General features: G+C 58.8%; 16 protein-coding genes. 10 read left to right on the plus strand and 6 right to left on the minus strand.

Annotated features, from left to right (window positions below; all coding sequences use genetic code 11):
• Positions 1-189 precede the first annotated feature (189 nt).
• From pbfA to V6N02_RS17305, 4 genes are all read left to right on the plus strand, one after another.
• The gene (gene pbfA, locus V6N02_RS17290) at positions 190-1,536 is read left to right on the plus strand and encodes a (R)-1-hydroxy-2-aminoethylphosphonate ammonia-lyase (protein WP_371227557.1); all 1,347 of its coding nucleotides are present in this window, start codon (positions 190-192) and stop codon (positions 1,534-1,536) included.
• On the plus strand, positions 1,533-2,546 hold the full coding sequence (locus V6N02_RS17295) for a 2-hydroxyacid dehydrogenase (protein WP_371227559.1): 1,014 nt from the start codon (positions 1,533-1,535) through the stop codon (positions 2,544-2,546). The genes pbfA and V6N02_RS17295 overlap by 4 nt, the downstream gene beginning before the upstream one ends.
• A 94-nt stretch (positions 2,547-2,640) precedes the next feature.
• Positions 2,641-3,429, plus strand: coding sequence for a DeoR/GlpR family DNA-binding transcription regulator (locus V6N02_RS17300; protein ID WP_371227561.1), 789 nt, complete (start codon positions 2,641-2,643; stop codon positions 3,427-3,429).
• A gap of 41 nt (positions 3,430-3,470) precedes the next feature.
• Positions 3,471-4,442 carry a hypothetical protein gene (locus V6N02_RS17305; RefSeq protein ID WP_371227563.1) on the plus strand — a complete coding sequence of 324 codons (972 nt, stop codon included), beginning with the start codon at positions 3,471-3,473 and terminating at the stop codon, positions 4,440-4,442.
• Here V6N02_RS17305 and V6N02_RS17310 read toward each other — a convergent pair.
• Both V6N02_RS17310 and V6N02_RS17315 read right to left on the minus strand, forming a co-directional pair.
• A complete protein-coding gene (locus tag V6N02_RS17310) occupies positions 4,427-5,380 on the minus strand; it encodes a glucokinase (protein ID WP_371227565.1) in 954 nt (317 codons plus the stop codon). The two genes, V6N02_RS17305 and V6N02_RS17310, sit on opposite strands and share 16 nt — an antisense overlap.
• On the minus strand, positions 5,373-6,143 hold the full coding sequence (locus tag V6N02_RS17315) for an aldolase/citrate lyase family protein (protein WP_371227567.1): 771 nt from the start codon (positions 6,141-6,143) through the stop codon (positions 5,373-5,375). The genes V6N02_RS17310 and V6N02_RS17315 overlap by 8 nt, the downstream gene beginning before the upstream one ends.
• Positions 6,144-6,238: 95 nt before the next feature.
• Here V6N02_RS17315 and V6N02_RS17320 point away from each other — a divergent pair, with 95 nt between their 5' ends.
• Complete coding sequence (locus V6N02_RS17320) at positions 6,239-6,796, plus strand: DUF2585 family protein (protein ID WP_371227569.1); 558 nt, start codon at positions 6,239-6,241, stop codon at positions 6,794-6,796.
• Between the two features lie 8 nt (positions 6,797-6,804).
• Here V6N02_RS17320 and V6N02_RS17325 read toward each other — a convergent pair whose 3' ends face one another.
• Entirely contained in the window at positions 6,805-7,083 is a 279-nt protein-coding gene (locus tag V6N02_RS17325; RefSeq protein WP_371227571.1) for a hypothetical protein, read from the minus strand.
• 121 nt (positions 7,084-7,204) lie between these two features.
• Between V6N02_RS17325 and V6N02_RS17330 the strand changes: the two genes are divergently transcribed.
• Positions 7,205-8,074: a DMT family transporter gene (locus V6N02_RS17330; protein ID WP_371227573.1), complete on the plus strand. Its 870-nt coding sequence runs from the start codon at positions 7,205-7,207 to the stop codon at positions 8,072-8,074.
• A 61-nt stretch (positions 8,075-8,135) separates the two neighbouring features.
• Here V6N02_RS17330 and V6N02_RS17335 read toward each other — a convergent pair whose 3' ends face one another.
• The 3 genes from V6N02_RS17335 to glmM all read right to left on the minus strand — a co-directional run bounded on the left by V6N02_RS17335 (position 8,136) and on the right by glmM (position 12,365).
• The gene (locus V6N02_RS17335) at positions 8,136-8,945 is read right to left on the minus strand and encodes a division plane positioning ATPase MipZ (RefSeq protein WP_371227575.1); all 810 of its coding nucleotides are present in this window, start codon (positions 8,943-8,945) and stop codon (positions 8,136-8,138) included.
• Between the two features lie 286 nt (positions 8,946-9,231).
• The gene (locus tag V6N02_RS17340; RefSeq protein WP_371227577.1) at positions 9,232-11,016 is read right to left on the minus strand and encodes an ABC transporter ATP-binding protein; all 1,785 of its coding nucleotides are present in this window, start codon (positions 11,014-11,016) and stop codon (positions 9,232-9,234) included.
• 8 nt (positions 11,017-11,024) lie between these two features.
• Positions 11,025-12,365, minus strand: a complete 1,341-nt coding sequence (gene glmM / locus V6N02_RS17345; protein ID WP_371227579.1) for a phosphoglucosamine mutase — start codon at positions 12,363-12,365, stop codon at positions 11,025-11,027.
• A gap of 258 nt (positions 12,366-12,623) precedes the next feature.
• Here glmM and V6N02_RS17350 point away from each other — a divergent pair, with 258 nt between their 5' ends.
• The 4 genes from V6N02_RS17350 (at position 12,624) to V6N02_RS17365 (ending at position 15,574) form a co-directional block, all read left to right on the plus strand.
• Positions 12,624-12,917, plus strand: a complete 294-nt coding sequence (locus V6N02_RS17350; RefSeq protein WP_371227581.1) for a ribbon-helix-helix domain-containing protein — start codon at positions 12,624-12,626, stop codon at positions 12,915-12,917.
• 93 nt (positions 12,918-13,010) lie between these two features.
• Positions 13,011-13,406 (plus strand): VOC family protein, encoded by a 396-nt coding sequence (locus V6N02_RS17355; protein WP_371227583.1) that lies wholly within the window; start codon positions 13,011-13,013, stop codon positions 13,404-13,406.
• Between the two features lie 56 nt (positions 13,407-13,462).
• Positions 13,463-13,987: a Twin-arginine translocation pathway signal gene (locus tag V6N02_RS17360; RefSeq protein ID WP_371227585.1), complete on the plus strand. Its 525-nt coding sequence runs from the start codon at positions 13,463-13,465 to the stop codon at positions 13,985-13,987.
• Positions 13,988-14,002: 15 nt separating this feature from the next.
• A complete protein-coding gene (locus V6N02_RS17365; RefSeq protein ID WP_371227587.1) occupies positions 14,003-15,574 on the plus strand; it encodes a GMC family oxidoreductase in 1,572 nt (523 codons plus the stop codon).
• Positions 15,575-15,723: the final 149 nt, after the last annotated feature.

Consider the following 15,723-nt stretch of genomic DNA (forward strand, 5'->3'; position numbering starts at 1 on the left):
CGCATCGAAACCTCCCCCTTCGGCGGCATCAAAGACTCCGGTAACGCCGTCAAAGAAGGCGTCACAGAAGCCATGAAGTTCTTCACAAACGTCAAAACATACTCAATGCCATGGCCAAGGTGAGATTTTTCGTACGAAAAATCCAGGCCTCCGGCAGGAGTATTTTTGGCAAGATAAAGGAGCGACGCAGTGCAGCATACAGAAGGCGAAGCCAATACCAGTGCCGCGCGGGCGAATTGGGCAAAACGCGAGCATCATGAGCCAACGCAGGATTTGTTGGCCCGGGATGCCGAGGCATTTCTACATCAATCGTTGTCCAGCCCCTGTGTCAGTACGATTGCCAAGGCCGAGGGTATCTGGATCGAAGATACCGCTGGACGCCGTTTCATGGATTTTCATGGCAACTCGGTGCATCACATTGGCTATGGTCATCCGCGTTTGATCGAAGCGGTGAAGGCGCAGATGGAGGCGCTGCCCTTCTCGCCGCGCCGCTTCACAAATGACGTCTCGGTCGAGCTGGCCGAACGGTTGGGTGCACTGGCCCCGGGCGATCTGAACAAGGTTCTGTTCACCACAGGTGGGTCTGATGCCAACGAGGTCGCGCTGAAAATCGCACGCGCTGCCACGGGCCGCTTCAAGACGCTGAGCTTCTGGGATGCCTTCCATGGTGCCGGGTTTGGCGCGGCCAGCGTCGGCGGAGAGGCGACATTCCGCAGCCATATCGCCGGGCCCTTGATGCCGGGCACTGAACATGTCGCCCCGTTTCACTGTTATCACTGTGCCTATGGTCACACCGGGCCGGAAAACTGCGGCTTGGCCTGTGCCAAGATGGTCGACTATGTTCTGGGCCGCGAAGGCGATGTGGCCGCGGTGATTGCCGAACCAATGCGCGCCGTGCCTGTTGTGCCGCCACTGGGCTATTGGAAGGCCGTGCAGGAGGCGTGCCATCGCCACGGTACGTTGCTGATCATGGATGAAATTCCGACAGGATTGGGCAAGACGGGGCGCATGTTTGCCTTTGATCACGATGAAATCATCCCGGACATCGTAACATTAGGCAAAGCCCTTGGGGGTGGAATGTTGCCTTTAGCGGCGGTGATCGCGCGCCACGATCTGGATGTCTGCGGTGACTTTGCCATTGGGCATTACACGCATGAGAAAAACCCCGTGACGGCCCGCGCCGCGCTGACCACGCTGGATATCATCGAAGATGAGGGGCTGGTGGAGCGGTCGGACCGCTTGGGCCGTGCCGCGATGGCGAGGCTGCAGGAGAGCCTTGGGGATCACCCCGCTGTCGGAGACATCCGCGGGCGCGGTTTGATGTTCGGGGTCGAGATTGTCGCGGATCGTCAAACCCGGGAGGTTGATCATGCCACCGCCGAGAAGATCTATTACGCCTGTCTGGAACAGGGTTTGAGCTTCAAGATCAGCGCGGGGTCGGTGCTGACCCTGTCGCCACCTTTGACCATTGCGCAGGACGATCTGGATCGTGCTCTTGGGATTGTTGAAACGGCTGTTCGAGAGATGGCGACGTGAAGATCGTCCGCACCGATGCCGAGTTGCAGACGCCGTTTCTGGACGATGAATTGCGCGCGGCTGGGCATGATCTGGTGCCGCTGCCTGACGGAGCGAGCGAAGCGGAGTTGTGCCGCGCTGTGGCCGGTGCCGATCTGTTGTTGATGTGTTACACGCCCATCACCGCGGCGGTGATTGCTGCGGCACCGCAGCTGAAGGGCATCGTGAAATACGGCGTTGGGCTCGACGCGATTGATATTCCTGCGGCCATCGCACGGGGCATTCCGGTGGTGAATATCCCGGAATATGCCGAAGAAACCGTTGCGGAAGGGGCCTTTGCGCTGATGCTGTCGCTGGCCAAACGCCTGCCAGCCTTGCAGGATCAGATACAGAACCACGGCTGGGCCTGGCCCGAACCGCAATGGATGGGCCATGATATTGCAGACAGCACGGTGGGGATCATCGGGCTGGGCCATATCGGACAATCCTTTGCGCGCATGGCCGGCGCTGGATTTCGCGCGCGGGTGATCGCCTATAGCCCACATACCGACCAAGCCGTGTTTGATGCCGCCGGGGTAGAGCGCTGCGCCGATCTGCACAGCCTTTTGGCGCAAAGCGACTTTGTGTCGGTGCATTGTGTGCTCAACCCCGAGACGCATCACATGATCGGCGCGGCAGAGTTCGCTGCGATGAAACCCGGGGCCTGCCTGATCAACGTCTCGCGCGGGGCGATTGTGGATGAACAAGCGTTGATCGTAGCACTGGATGAGGGGCAGATCGCGGGGGCCGCGCTGGATGTGTTCAGTGCCGAGCCTTTGGCGCGCGAGGGTCATCCGCTGAGCCCGCTTTTTGGGCGGGATAACGTCATCCTGACCCCGCATCTGACATTCTATACCGCGCAGGCCATGCACCGCCTTGAAAGCGAAACCCTGGAGAGGTGTCAGGAGGTGCTTGAAGGTCGCCCGGTGCAGATCAAGTCCAAAGATCCACGTCTGCGGGCGCAATCCGACGGTGTGATCTTTGAAGGCTGAGGCCGCATAATCCCACAAAAACACGCAAGCCTATAGTGACCTTTCTGGACATCTGGGGAATTTGCCTGTCTATTCCCGTAAAACGGGAGGTGATATGGCTGACACCCTGGAACCGCATGCAACCCACCGCGAGGTCGAGTTGCTGGACAAGCTGCGTGGATTTGGCGGCTCGGCCAGAACGGCGGCTTTGGCCGAGGCGATGGATGTCTCTGAGGAAACCATTCGCCGCACCGTCAAGGCATTGGCCAAATCCGGGCTGGTGCAACGTGTGCATGGCGGCGTTTACCTGCCCAATACCGAGGCGATGACGCCCGTTGTCTCGCGCCTTGGCAAACGTCCTCAGGAAAAAGCCCGCATCGCCGCTGTTGCGGCAGGCATGATCCCCAGCGGGTCGTGTATTTTTCTGGATGTGGGCAGCACGACCGCGTTTCTGGCGGAGAATTTGAAAAACCACCGGGACTTGACGGTTGTCACCAACGGGCTGCATGCCGCGCAATCGCTGGTCAACAAGAACAACAATCGGGTGTTTCTGGCGGGAGGCGAGCTGAGCGTCGTTGAAGGCGGTGTCTTTGGCCCCGACACGATCGCTTTTGTCGAGAGGTTCAATCTGGACGTCGCCGTGGTCAGCGCCGATGGCTATGACCCCAAGTCCGGTTTCCTTCTGGCGGCAGCATCTGAGGCGGCCTTGGCCCGCGTTGTCATTGCGCGGGCGCATCGCACGATTGTTGTGACGGATCACACCAAGTTCGGCCAGAACGCCCCGATGGTGGCCTGTGGTCCGGGCGATGTGGACACGGTTGTGACAGACCGCGCCCTCAGTCCGCAAATGGCCGAATGCATGGCGCGCTATGATGTTGAAGTCGTGGTGGTGGATGAGGGTTAGCAGAATAACATGGTCTTCAATCAGTCGTAATGTAGGAGAGTATGAAAGTGGGTTGGCGAGGAACTCTGCGTTCAATAAATGCCGCAACCAAGGCAGCTGCCAGAGAAGCAGAGCGCCGGCATAAAGCTGACTTAAAGCAGCAGATATCTCAAAGCGCCGCGGAAGACGTCGAGAACTGGAAGCATTACTTGACGGCATTGATGTCCGTGCACACGAATTTGGCCGAAAAGATTGATTGGCAAAAACTCGGTAGTGCACCGCAGCCGGTAAAACCTATCGACACCTCACAACAACAAGCAAAAGCGCAAGCAGCTTTATCCTCTTTCAAGCCTGGCCTAATAACAAAGTTGATGGGTAACGTGGCAGCTAAGACCGAAGCGTTAGCGCGGGATGTCGAGAGCGCCAAAGCTGAGGATGATAGAAGGAATTCTGAAAGATACCTCGCCTATATGGAAGAGCTTTCTGAATGGGAAAGGGACACGAAGTTCGCAAAGGATATTCTAGCTGGTGACGATACCACAATCATCGAAGTTATCAAAGAATATCAGTCTATTACAGATGAAGGATTGATCGGTAATGAGATTGGTTTTGGAGTTGAATCCGGATTGGTTTCTGCTTTTGTCCAATGTCATACAGATGAGATTATTCCCAATTTCCGCCGAAAGCAGCTGGCTAGTGGAAAGCTGTCCGAAACGAAGATGCCGAAAGGTGAATTCAACGAGATCTATCAAGACTACGTGGCAAGCGTGGCAATAAGATTAGCAGGTGACCTGTTTCAGATGCTTCCTGTAACTGAGACTATTGTGACCTGTGCGACGTCAATGCTGAACTCATCTACAGGTCATAAAGAGGTAAGTCCGATCTTATCGGTGCATTTTGTTAGAAGCAGTTTTGAGCAACTCAATCTTAAACATATCGACCCGTCAGACGCGTTGAGCAATTTTAGGCATAACATGGTTTTCAAGCGGACTAAGGGCTTTTCTGTTGTTGAAGAGATTCAGAAGGTTGTTTGAGTCATTTCTTGACGTAGATACCGCGCGCATCCTCTAAGGGCTGCCATATCATCCTTGATCAGCAAAACCGGGATATCCTGCGCGATTGCGGTGTAGGGGCCTTTGGCGGTGAAGGCGGCGTGAAAGCCAGAGTCTGCGAGAAAAGGGGCGATGGCGCGCGCCAGTCCACCGATCAGGAAAATCCCCCCCATTGGCAGGTGCGTCAGCGCCAGATCGCCTGCGACCGTGCCAAGAAGCTGCGTGAAAAGGTCAATAGCTTTCCGGGCACTTGTATCTCCCTTGATCGCGGCAACAATGATCTGATCTGCGGGCAGGTCAGATCCGGTCACCCAGTGGTAAATGTTTTGCAGCCCCGGTCCTGACAGGGCGCTTTCGATGGGGCGGTGCGCATGGCTTTGGCCCAGATGCGTGATAAGCTTGCCAAGATTGCCGTCGCAATGGGGCAGGTGAGTATGGCCGCTTTCAGCGGCGGGTACGAGCAATCCCAGCGATGTGCGGTGCACAACAGCAACGTTGCAGCCTGTACCCAACCCCAAAACCAAGCGCGTGGCGTCATCCGACGTTGCGGCGCCGGGGAACAGTGACGTCACGCTGTCCGGAGTCAGATCGTCCAACGCATAGCCCTGCGCCTGAAGGTCGTTGAGCAGCCGAACTTCAGTCGCACCGGTGGCCTCGCGCAAGGCGGACGCCTTGATCATCCAATCATGGTTGGTCAACTGGGCCGCCTCTCCATTTACAGGGCCAGCAACGCCTGCGCACAGGGCGGTGATCGGTGGTGTGCCAATGTCAGACAGATAGGCCTGTAACAGGGGGGTTAGGCTGTCAAAATCGGCATTGGAAAAGCTGCGGGCGCTGTCGGTGATCAGGCCCGCACCGTTACCCAGCCCGACCCGCGTATTGGTCCCACCCAGATCGGCCAGAAGCAACCGCTCAGTCATCGCGCCAGCGGTTCATTGTGGCGCGGGCAGTCTGGGCCAGCATCAGTAAATCAATACCGACCGCCAGAAACTGTGCGCCCCAGTCGCGATAGGTCAGGGCCGTGTCATGATCGACTGCGAGTATCCCGGCAGCCTTGTCCGAAGCGGCAATCCGGGCCAGCGCATCGCGGATTACCTCTTGTACCGGCGCATCCGCTTTCTTTCCCAGATAGCCCATGTCCGCGGCCAGATCCGAGGGTCCGATGAAGACACCATCCACGCCGTCAACCTGCAAAATCTCGTCCAGAGCCTCGATCCCGGCCATGGTTTCGACCTGCACCAACAGACACATCTGATCATTGGCCGTCAGCGTGTAATCGGCGATTGATGAAAACTGTGAAGCGCGCGCCAGTGCTGCACCCGATCCCCGGATGCCTTCTGGCGGATAGCGCATTGCACGGGCAAGATTGCGGGTCTCTTCGGCGCTTTCCACCATTGGGATCAACAGGGTCTGAGCACCTACATCCAGCACCTGTTTGATCAGCCATGCCTCGCCCATCGGCAAGCGGACAACCGGCTGGCTGGCCCGCCCCTGCAGCACTTGTAGCTGCTGCATCATGCTGCGCAGATCATTGGGGGCATGTTCGCCGTCGATCACCAGCCAGTCGAACCCGGCGGTGGCCAGCACTTCGGTGGCGTAGGTATCGGCAAAACCGGCCCAGCAGCCATAGAGCGTCTCGCCGCGCAACAGCGCAGATTTAAACAGATTTTCAGGTGCCGCCATGAGGCTCCTCCTTGCGTGATTGAAAACAGCATAGACCGTGGGCCCGATCAAAGGCGAGGGGTGACAAGACCCACACCCTGTGATTGGGTGCGCCTATGGAGCAGTCTTCGCGTATCCCTTATGTCCTAACGGCCCTGATCATGGTGGTCACGGCGGGTATTCTGCTGTGGATGGGCCGGGTGCCTTGGTGCGCCTGCGAGGTCGATCTGTGGGGCACGGTGGGCACCTCGGAAGGGTCACAGCAGCCGTTTGACTGGTACACGCCCAGCCACCTGTTGCACGGGTTCATCTTCTACGCCGTTTTGTGGCTGGTTGCGCGGCGGATCGATCTGGGCTGGCGTCTAGTGATCGCGATGCTTGTCGAGGCCGCCTGGGAGATTGCAGAAAACACAAATGCCGTGATCGAACGCTATCGCGAGGTGACGATTTCGCTGGATTACTATGGCGACAGCGTTCTGAATTCGGTGATGGATATGGCGGCGATGGTGCTGGGGTTCTGGCTGTCGGCGCGCTTGCCGGTCTGGGCCAGCGTGGTGATCGTGATCGGGTTCGAGGTGCTGACTATGGCGATCATCCGTGATGGTTTGGCGCTGAATGTGATCATGCTGCTCTACCCGCTAGACATCATCCGCGACTGGCAGGCGGCCGGCTGATCTGGGCTCTAAAGTGGCAACAGAAATGGTTGGGCGATGGTCAGCGCCATCACAAGGACGCTCAGCAGGATCAACCGACGCCGCTCGAATTTGTATGCTTCGTCGCGAAAGAACGCGAAGAAGCTGTTCAGTGAGTGCCCGACCCATGTGAAATATCCGCCACCGGTTTCGGCCTGCCGGTCGAGCGAAACGCGGGTTACACGCCACAGCATCCGGAACATGAAAAACGCCCAGATGACAAAGACAACCGTGTTCAGGGACAGGTAGATGAGCGTGGCGGTTGTCATGATGGCACTACTGACTGTGTTGTTCGATCCAGAGTCGGTATAGACCGATCACGGTTCATTTCCAAACTTGTCCATCCTGGCAGGGCTTTACTTTCGTGCAAAAAAGCCGACTGATCACAGGATGAATGATCACGTCAAAGGCCTGCTGATTACCACTTTGGGTGTGTTGCTGGTGGTGCCGGATTCCCTGTTTGTTAAGCTGATTGAGGCTGAGCCGATGGTCACCGCGTTCTGGCGTGGTCTGACATCGGGATTGATGATCCTAGTTGGCCTTTTGGTGGCCACGGGCCTCAAGGGGTTCCGCGCGGTGCTGCGCGGTGGCTGGCCTGCCTGGATTTACATCATCCTGATTGGCTCGACCGCGCCGGGGTTTGTCCTGGCGATCACCCATACCAGCGTCGCCAATGTGGTTTTCATTTTTGCCTCAATGCCGATTTTTGCGGCTGTTTTTGGCCGGGCTTTTCTTGGTGAGCCAATCAGCCGCCGTCTTGTCTATACGATGCTGGTGGTCATGATCGGGCTTGGCATCATCGCCTATGGGTCTGGCGCGTCCGAAGTTGCGTCTTGGAAGGGCGATCTGATTGCGCTCTATGTGGCGGCGGCTTACGCGGCTGCGCTGACCGCCGTGCGGGTGGTCAAGGATATCTCGATGATCCCCGCCATACCCATCGCCTATATCGGCGTGGCGTTGGTGCTGTGGCCCTTCACCGCACCGATGGAGCCTGTGGCCACGCAATGGCATTTGCTGGCCTTGCACGGGCTGTTTATCGCCGGGGCGACCTGCTTTCTCACGTTAGGCCCGCGCTACATCAGCTCGGCCGAGGTGTCTCTGCTGATCCTGCTGGAATCGGTGCTGGCCCCGATCCTCGTCTGGGCCGTTGTCGGCGAAGACCCCGGCGGCTGGGCCATCGCTGGAGGTGTAGTGGTCATCGGGGCGTTGTTGATGTCGAACCTTTTGGTGTTGATGCGGGGCGGTTCACGGCGGGCTTGAACACCCACCCAGCATCACACTCGTAATGGCCTGTTCAGGTTTGGAAATGCACTTAGTCAGTTTAGAAATCCGGCTCGACCCCGGGCAGGTTCAGCGCTTTGATCAGGTCGCGCAGCTCTTGCCGGGCGGCGACGTTCGAGATGTTCAGCTGCTTGACGCCGATATCCTTGAGGTCCAGCAGGGTCAGGCCACGCGGGAACAATTCGCGGAAAATCACCCGCTCGTTAAAACCGGGCGCCGTGCGGAAACCGATCCGCTTGGCCAGCGCGTCCACTGCTTCGCCCATCTTCTTCTTGTTCACCATCTGCTGGGCGCCCATCCGATTGCGCACCACCACCCAGTCGATCGGTGACAACCCGGCCTGTGCGCGCAATTGCCGGGCGTTCCAGACCATTTCCGAGTAGACCGACGGCCCTTCGATCTTCGTGCCATCTTCGTTCACATGGGCCAGCAGATCGAAATCGATGAAACTGTCATTCAGCGGTGTGACCAGCGTATCGGCCAGCGAATGCGCCACCTGGGACAGGCGCGTGTGCGATCCGGGGCAGTCGATGATTATGAAATCGCTGTCGGGCTCCAGTTCGGCCACGGCGGCAGACAGGCGACGATCATAGAGGTTTTCGCCGGGTTTCAGGCTGGTCTGATCCACTTCGGGCAGATCGTGATAGCGCGGGCCGGGCAGGCTGAGGCCAGATTTTTTCAGAAACCGTGCGCGGTTCGAGGCATAGCGGCCAAAGGTTTTCTGACGCAGGTCAAGGTCCAGTGCGCTGACCTTGTGTCCCATGCGGGCCAGTGCCGTAGCCACGTGCATCGCGACGGTGGATTTACCAGCCCCACCTTTTTCGTTGCCCACGACAATAATATGCGCCATGACCCTTTACCCCTCGTGCCTGCCCGGCCTCGTTATGTTGGCTACACTATCCACCCCTTGGCCCGTTGGAAAGGGAGAGTTCGCGCAAGTGGCCCCATCGTCATGCGCCTGTTGTTCGCCTGCTTTAAGCCCTTTGCAGTCATTCCGCCTTCAGCCCGATTAACACGCCGCAGGCCCTAGGCCATCGTTAACCCTTCCTACAGGAGGTGGCGATTTGGATGGGTTGGGTGCTTGGTTTCAGAGACGCGCGTGGTCCCGAAACCCAACCATCGGTTCAAAGACAGCATCACCCCTTCACATAGCCCTGTTTTTGCGCCTGGTAGAGTTGGGCATAGAGCTTGTCGTCTTTCAGCAAATCGTCGTGTTTGCCCGCCTCGACCAGCTTGCCGCCTTCCAGCACAAAAATCTGATCCGCGTCGGAAATCGACGACAGCCGGTGCGCCACAACAATCGTTGTCTTCCCCTTGGTCAGCCGGGCCAGGGCGCGTTTGATGCGTTCCTCGGTGGCCTGATCCAGCGCACTTGTTGCCTCGTCCAGAAGCAGGATAGGGGCGTCGCGCAAAAACGCCCGCGCGATGGCGATGCGTTGCTTTTGCCCGCCGGACAGCTGCGCGCCCTTGGGGCCAACCGGATCATTGCCGCGTTTGCGGATCACATCGGCGATCTCGGCGTCCTCAGCCGCCTGCCAGACCTCGGCGTCGCTGGCATCGGGGTTCACGTATCGGATGTTGTCCCAGATCGAGGCGTTGAAAATCACGATATCCTGCGCCACCACGGAAAACGCGTTGCGCAGGGCGCTGACTTTCAACCCGTCAATCGGCTGGTCACCGATGGTGATCTGCCCGGCCTCGACATCGTAAAGCCGCGAGAGCAATGACAGGATCGTGGTTTTGCCCGATCCGGTGGCCCCGACGATGGCGCTCATCCTGCCGCCCTCGAAGGTCATGTTCAGCCCGTCGAACAAGGGTTGATCGGCGCTGTAGGAAAAACCGACATCGCGCAGCACGATGTCTGCGCCGGTGTCAAATTCCTCAACAGCGCCCTCTTTGTCCTGAATGGTGGGCACTTCTTTGTAGAGGCTTCTGATGCGATCCAAAAGCACGAGGTTGGCCTGCAACCCGCCAAAGAACTGCGCCAGCAGCCGGGCGGGGTCAAAGATCATCACCATGCCCAGAAGGAAGGTGATGATCGCCGCGCCATCGACATCGAAAGCGGGGCTGAGCACCATGTAGCCCCCGCCCCCGATCACCAGCACATAAACAAAGGCCGAGCTGAAATCGATCGACGGCATGGCCAGCGCCTGAACCCGCTGTACCCGCGCCACGAGCGAACGCAGCTTTTCGGTGCTGCCCAGAAGGCGGCCGGTTTCCATCTCTTCCTGGCTGGCGATCTTGACGGTGCGCATGCCATGCACGGTTTCCTCGATGCCGTTCATGTAATGGCCCAACGCCTCTTCGGCCTCGGCCTGCCCCTGTTTCACTTTTTCCGAGATCACGTTCATCATCCAGATGATGAAGGGCAGAACCACGACGGCGGACAAAAACAACAGCGGGTTCTTCCAGATCAGATATCCCGCCACGATCACCACGGTGATGGCATCACGCACCGCATTGGACACCGAAAGGGAGACGAACAGCCCCAAAGCCTGCGTCTGTGTCACCACTTTCTGCAGAATCTCGCCGGATTTCGTGCGCTCGAAATAGGCCAGGTCCAAGGCCATCAGATGGGCGATCAGATCGGCGCGCATCTCGTAAATGGCTTCGTTGCTGATCCGCACGGTGACGATGCTGACCAGATAGGCCAGAAGCCCGCGCGCCATGAACAGGCCGAAGACAACGCCGCAAATCCACAGCAGGTCGCTGATCGAGCCACTTTCAAAGATCACCCGCAGGCCGGTTTCGGTATTGGCCAGAAACTGTTGATAGATCAGCCCCTGCAGAACCAGCATCACCAGGATCAGGGCAACCCACTTGACCTTGTCACGCATGTAGCGCCGCCAGAACCAGCGGATATTGTCGCGATCTGTCTCAGAATAAAGAGGGCCGCGTTTGGGTTTGGTGGGTTTAGCCATATGCGTTCTCAGATCGCCCGTTTTACAGCGCCGACAACATCGTCCAGCACCTTGTCCAACAGGGCCGGGTCGATGGCTTCGGCCATGACGCGGATCAACGGCTCGGTGCCGGATTTGCGGATCAACAGGCGGCCATCGCTGCCCAGCTCGGACTCGGCACTGGCGATCGCGCTTTGCACTTCGTCGGCCTCCAGCGGGGCGGTGCCTTCGGTGTAGCGCAGATTTATCAGCTTCTGGGGCACCGGATCGAACACCCTTGCGAGTGCGCTGGCCTTCTGGCCGGTTTCGACCATGGCGGCCAGGAATTGCAATGCGGCAATCAGCCCGTCACCGGTGGTGGCATAATCAGTCATCACGATATGGCCCGATTGCTCGCCGCCCAGCGTGTGACCGCCCGCGCGCATCGCCTCGACCACATAACGATCTCCGACAGCGGTGCGTTTCAGCGCTATCCCCTGATCGTTCATGTGGCGTTCAAGCCCAAGGTTCGACATCACAGTGGCCACCAGAGTGTCGCCGGCCAAACGCCCTTCCTTGGCCCAGCGGCTGGCAATCAGGCCCATGATCTGATCGCCATCCGCGACCTGTCCAGCCTCGTCGATAATGATCAGCCGGTCGGCATCCCCGTCCAGGCAGATTCCAATATCGGCATTGGTTTCCAAAACCGCTGCCGCACAAGCCTCGGGGTGGGTCGAGCCGCAGCCGCTGTTGATATTGAACCCATTGGGATCCACGCCAATCGGGATCATCTCGGCGCCCAGTTCCCACAACACCGAAGGGGCCGTGCGATAGGCCGCACCATTGGCGCAATCAATCACGATGCGCAGCCCATCGAGGCGCCGTCCCGAGGGAAAGGTGGTCTTGGCATATTCGACATACCGTCCGCGCGCATCCTCGAACCGCTTGGCACGGCCAATGTTTTCGGGGGCGGCCAGCTGTACGTTGCCTGCCATCAGGGTTTCGATATTTTCCTCGGCCTCGTCGCTAAGTTTGAACCCGTCAGGGCCGAAAAACTTGATGCCGTTATCTGTCGCCTGGTTGTGGCTGGCCGAGATCATCACCCCGACATCGGCCCGCAGGCTGTGGGTCAGATATCCAATCGCAGGGGTTGGGACAGGCCCCAGCAGAAACACGTTCATACCGGTGCTGGTGAACCCGGCCGTCAGCGCGTTTTCGATCATGTACCCCGACAGCCGCGTATCCTTGCCGATCACCACGCGGTGTTCCTGTTTGTCGCGGCGGAAATGACGCCCTGCGGCAGTGGCCAGTTTCAACGCCAGTTCGGCGGTCATGGGCCAGCTGTTGGCCTGCCCACGCACCCCGTCCGTGCCAAAGAGTTTGTCTGCCATGTCGCTGCCCTCGCACCGTTTACGCTCGGTTTGATCCTCCATATCCCTATGCGAGGGGGCTGTCCAATGCCGGGTGCATCAAGGGCCGGTTTGTGCCCCTCCGCAGCGGTCTCGCAGCGGGCCTTGGCATCGAGACAGTTTACAAACCCGTTCAAACCCCTAAAATTTCGTTTGGCGCACCTGCTTGAGAAAGAGGTGTGCAAGGGTCTGGCGAGGGACGTTTTCCAGTGCCAAAGGACCCAATGGGAGGACAAACACATGTGTCAGATTTTCGCCGGACAGGATCCGGCCCGGTATCAATTGGAAACCCGCAGCATGCGGCTGAATGGTCAGAGCACCAGCATTCGTCTGGAAAACTCATTCTGGGCAATCCTTGATGAACTGGCTGAGAATGAAGGCGTCACAACGCCCGCGTTCGTCTCGAAACTGCATGACGAGGTGCTGGAGCTGCACGGGGAGTCAAAGAACTTTACCGCGCTCCTGCGATGCACCTGCCTGCTCTATCGCGAGTTGCCCGCCCCAGCTGACAGCGGTCAGATCGCCGCTGAATAGAGCGCGAAACAGGGTGTAGTATTCCTTTACTACCCGGCCATTCAGGCCGGGTGCTAGCCTTCTTGGACCAATCCAAAGGTTCGGAGGAGGCATATGGCCAAAGCCATTCACAGCATGATCCGCGTTCTCGACGAGGCGCGATCAGTTGCATTCTACAAGACGGCGCTGGGGCTGGAAATTGCCCAAAGGCTCGACTTCGAGGCGTTCACCCTCGTCTACCTGAGCAATGATGAAAGCCCGTTCGAGCTTGAATTGACCGTCAACAAGGACCGGAGCGAGCCTTACGATCTGGGCGATGGCTATGGCCATATTGCCGTGGTCGTGGGTGATGTCGAAGCGGAACATGCGCGGTTTGAAGCCGAGGGGCTGAACCCCCGCAAGCTGGTGGAATTCGCACCGGATGGCGAGGTGATCGCCAAGTTCTTTTTCGTAACCGATCCGGATGGCTACGAAATCGAGGTTCTGCAGCGTGGAGGACGCTACCAGTAGCCTGAGAAAACACACGTCTACCAAGGGACGACTGACTACCAAGGGAGGAAATCAAAATGAAAGACGGAACACCCCAAAAAGGGCTGACCCGGCGCGAATTGCTGTCGCGTTCGATGGCCGCCGGGGCCAGCTTTGTCGTGGGCGCGGGCTATGTGGCCAGCACAGATGCGGCATGGGCCATGGAAAGCGCCGTGCTCAAGCCCGAAACCATGGCGACGCTGATCCAGATGGCGCGCGATATCTATCCGCATGATCACGTGGGCGATGAATTCTATGCCATTGCCGTCAAAGGCTATGACACCGAAGAGGCCGCAGCGGGCGTCGAAGCGGGCATCGCCAGTCTGAACGCGGCGGCACAGGACAAGGGACATGCCGATTACCTGTCCATGGGATGGGAACGTGACCGTGTCGACATCCTGCGCAGCATGGAAGACAGCGCGTTCTTCCAGCAGATTCGCGGCGGGCTGGTGACCGGTCTCTATAACCAGAAGGCGGTTTGGCCGCTGTTTGGGTATGAGGGCGCGAGCTTTGAAAAAGGTGGTTACATCAACCACGGCTTCAACGACATCAACTGGCTTTAAGGGAGGGCAAGCACCATGACAGCATCTTTTGATCTGAATGACGACTCTGTGGTCGTTGTCATCGGCACCGGCGCAGGCGGCGGCACCCTGGCCAACGAACTGGCGCAGAAAGGCGTAAGCGTCGTCTCGCTTGAGGCAGGCGCGTGGCACACCCCGGATGATTTCGTGCAGGATGAGTGGGCCAGCTTTGGTCAGTTGGCCTGGCTTGATGCACGCACCACTTCGGGCGATTGGCGGGTCAGCCGCGATTTTGCAGGGCTGCCTGCGTGGATCGTGAAATCGGTTGGCGGTTCGGCCGTGCATTGGGCGGGCGCATCGCTTCGCTTCCAACCTCATGAATGGAAGGCCAAGACCACCTATGGCGAGGTTGAGGGTGCGTCCCTGCTGGATTGGCCCATCGACGCCGAAGAGATGGACCCGTGGTACGCACAAGCCGAAGACAAGCTGCACGTGACCCGCACGGGCGAGCGCCCCGGCCTGCCCGGCAACAACAACTTCAAAGTGTTGGAAGCGGGCGCCAAGAAGCTGGGTTACGAGAACGTGCACACTGGCCGCATGGCCATCAAAAGCAGCGAGGACGCTGATGGTGTACCCTGTCAGCAGATGGGCTTCTGTTTCCAGGGCTGTAAGGTCGCCGCGAAATGGTCGCCCAGCTATGACGAGATTCCGGCCGCGATTGAGACCGGAAATCTTGAACTGCGCACGCAAGCCCATGTTCAGCGGATCGAACATGACGATACCGGCAAGGTCACGGGCGTTGTTTACATTGATGCCGAGGGCAATGAGCAGGTGCAAAAGGCGCGGGTTGTGGCCGTGGCAGGCAACTCCATCGAAAGCCCGCGTATCCTGCTGAACTCGGCGTCCGAGATGTTCCCCGACGGCCTTGCCAACAGCTCAGGGCAGGTGGGGCGCAATTATATGCGCCACATGACGGCCTCGGTCTACGCGGTGTTCGACCAGCCCGTGCGCATGTGGCGTGGCACGACCATGGCGGGTATCATCACAGATGAAAGCAAGCATGATCCGTCCCGCGGTTTCGTCGGCGGGTACGAGATGGAAACGCTCAGCCTCGGCCTGCCCTTCATGGCGGCTTTCCTTGATCCCGGCGGCTGGGGGCGTGAGTTCACCACTGCCCTGGATGCCTACGAAAACATGGCGGGTATGTGGCTGGTGGGCGAGGACATGCCCCAGGAAACCAACCGTGTGACCTTGAACATGGACGTCAAGGACCAGCACGGCATGCCGGTGGCCAATGTGCATTTCGATGATCACCCCAATGACATCGCCATGCGCAACCATGCTTGGCAGCAGGGGCAGGCGATTTACAATGCGGTCGGTGCCACACGCACCTTCCCCACGCCGCCTTACCCCAGCACGCATAACCTCGGCACCAACCGGATGTCCGAGGACCCGGCGGACGGCGTGGTCAACAAATGGGGGCAGGCGCATGACGTGCCCAACCTGTTTGTCTCGGACGGCTCGCAATTCACCACGGGGGCGGCGGAGAACCCGACGCTGACCATCGTGGCGCTGGCAATCCGCCAGGCCGATCATATCGCTGCCGAGCTGGCCAGCGGCAACCTCTAGCCCCTTGCCATTCTGGGGGAAAGACCCCGGCGTCCATCTCCCGGCGCCGGGGTCTTTTTTGTGCATGTCTTCAAATGCAGGTATCCCAAAAAGGCCCTTAATCCGTTCTGGCTGGCGGCTTTGAGCCCCAAGAAGAAAGCCTCCACCGC

Source organism: Roseovarius conchicola, assembly GCF_041403425.1.
Classification (GTDB): Bacteria; Pseudomonadota; Alphaproteobacteria; order Rhodobacterales; family Rhodobacteraceae; genus Roseovarius; species Roseovarius conchicola.

Bases quoted from the DNA above. Each gene is read 5' to 3' on its own strand.
- V6N02_RS17300 (WP_371227561.1), top strand. From the start codon at position 2,641: ATGGCTGACACCCTGGAACCGCATGCAACCCACCGCGAGGTCGAGTTG.
- V6N02_RS17305 (WP_371227563.1), top strand. From the start codon at position 3,471: ATGAAAGTGGGTTGGCGAGGAACTCTGCGTTCAATAAATGCCGCAACC.
- V6N02_RS17310 (WP_371227565.1), bottom strand. From the start codon at position 5,380: ATGACTGAGCGGTTGCTTCTGGCCGATCTGGGTGGGACCAATACGCGG.
- V6N02_RS17315 (WP_371227567.1), bottom strand. From the start codon at position 6,143: ATGGCGGCACCTGAAAATCTGTTTAAATCTGCGCTGTTGCGCGGCGAG.
- V6N02_RS17320 (WP_371227569.1), top strand. From the start codon at position 6,239: ATGGAGCAGTCTTCGCGTATCCCTTATGTCCTAACGGCCCTGATCATG.
- V6N02_RS17325 (WP_371227571.1), bottom strand. From the start codon at position 7,083: ATGACAACCGCCACGCTCATCTACCTGTCCCTGAACACGGTTGTCTTT.
- V6N02_RS17330 (WP_371227573.1), top strand. From the start codon at position 7,205: ATGAATGATCACGTCAAAGGCCTGCTGATTACCACTTTGGGTGTGTTG.
- V6N02_RS17335 (WP_371227575.1), bottom strand. From the start codon at position 8,945: ATGGCGCATATTATTGTCGTGGGCAACGAAAAAGGTGGGGCTGGTAAA.
- V6N02_RS17340 (WP_371227577.1), bottom strand. From the start codon at position 11,016: ATGGCTAAACCCACCAAACCCAAACGCGGCCCTCTTTATTCTGAGACA.
- glmM (WP_371227579.1), bottom strand. From the start codon at position 12,365: ATGGCAGACAAACTCTTTGGCACGGACGGGGTGCGTGGGCAGGCCAAC.
- V6N02_RS17350 (WP_371227581.1), top strand. From the start codon at position 12,624: ATGTGTCAGATTTTCGCCGGACAGGATCCGGCCCGGTATCAATTGGAA.
- V6N02_RS17355 (WP_371227583.1), top strand. From the start codon at position 13,011: ATGGCCAAAGCCATTCACAGCATGATCCGCGTTCTCGACGAGGCGCGA.
- V6N02_RS17360 (WP_371227585.1), top strand. From the start codon at position 13,463: ATGAAAGACGGAACACCCCAAAAAGGGCTGACCCGGCGCGAATTGCTG.
- V6N02_RS17365 (WP_371227587.1), top strand. From the start codon at position 14,003: ATGACAGCATCTTTTGATCTGAATGACGACTCTGTGGTCGTTGTCATC.